This is a genomic window from Streptomyces sp. M2CJ-2 (assembly GCF_016757295.1).
GTDB lineage: Bacteria > Actinomycetota > Actinomycetes > Streptomycetales > Streptomycetaceae > Streptomyces.
Map to the genome: position 1 here is coordinate 1 of NZ_JAESIF010000260.1, position 883 is coordinate 883.

The 883-nt window shown below is 76.8% G+C and carries 1 pseudogene; it reads left to right on the forward strand.

What is annotated here, in order from left to right:
- Window positions 1–883 (forward strand): annotated as a pseudogene (locus JL475_RS39190) (hypothetical protein); the annotation flags it as partial.

Here is an 883-nt window from a genome sequence, read left to right on the forward strand (position 1 = left end):
CCGCATGGCTCGACGCCCGCCGACGCCTGTCCATGACCGGCGACGGGATCCCGCCCCCCGGTCCCGAGAACGACGCGCAGCCCCCTCCCGCCCGGGCAGAGAACGACACCCCGCGGGGCGACACGGAAGCCGCCGGCGCAGAGCACGCCCCGGACACCGAACCGGCCGACGAACCGGAGTCCGGCCCGGCCGACGAACCGGAGTCCGGCCCGGCCGACGAACCGGACGCTGCCCCAGAGACCGAACCGGCCGGCGAACCGGCCCCCGGCCCGGCCGGCGAGAGCACCCCTCCTGCGAGCGCCCCGTCGCACTGGCGACGGCAGGGACCGCTGGTCGCGATCGCCGCCTGCACCGTCGCCGGCATCCTGACCCTGGCCCTCTGGCCCCACGCCAGCCCCTCCGAGGACGACCGCGCGGACAGCGCGCCCTCGAGCGCCCCGCCCTCCAGCACCGCGCCCCGCGCGGACGCCAAGTCACCGCGGCCCGGCGCCTCGCCCACCGCAAGCCGTTCGGCCACCGCCGAACCCGCCGCCTCCCCCGCCGATGCCGCTGCTTCCCCCGTCGCCTCGCCGATCGACCACGACGAGACGATCCCTACTCCCGCCCCCACCCCCAGGCCCACTCCCGAACGGACGGTTGTCTCCGCCCGGCTGCCGGCTGCCGGATGGACCAGCATCCACCCCGCCTCCGCCCCCTCCCGGTGCCTGACCGAGGGCCGCGAACGCAACGGGCGCACCGACCGCGAGCTCGCCGTCCAGCACTCCTGCGCCGACTCCCCCCTGCCCCGCGTCAAACTCGAAAAGCTGGGCGGGCAGACCTACCGCATCCAGTGGGACCACCCCGACCACGGCATCGGCTGCCTGGCCGTCGACGACGCCCTCAC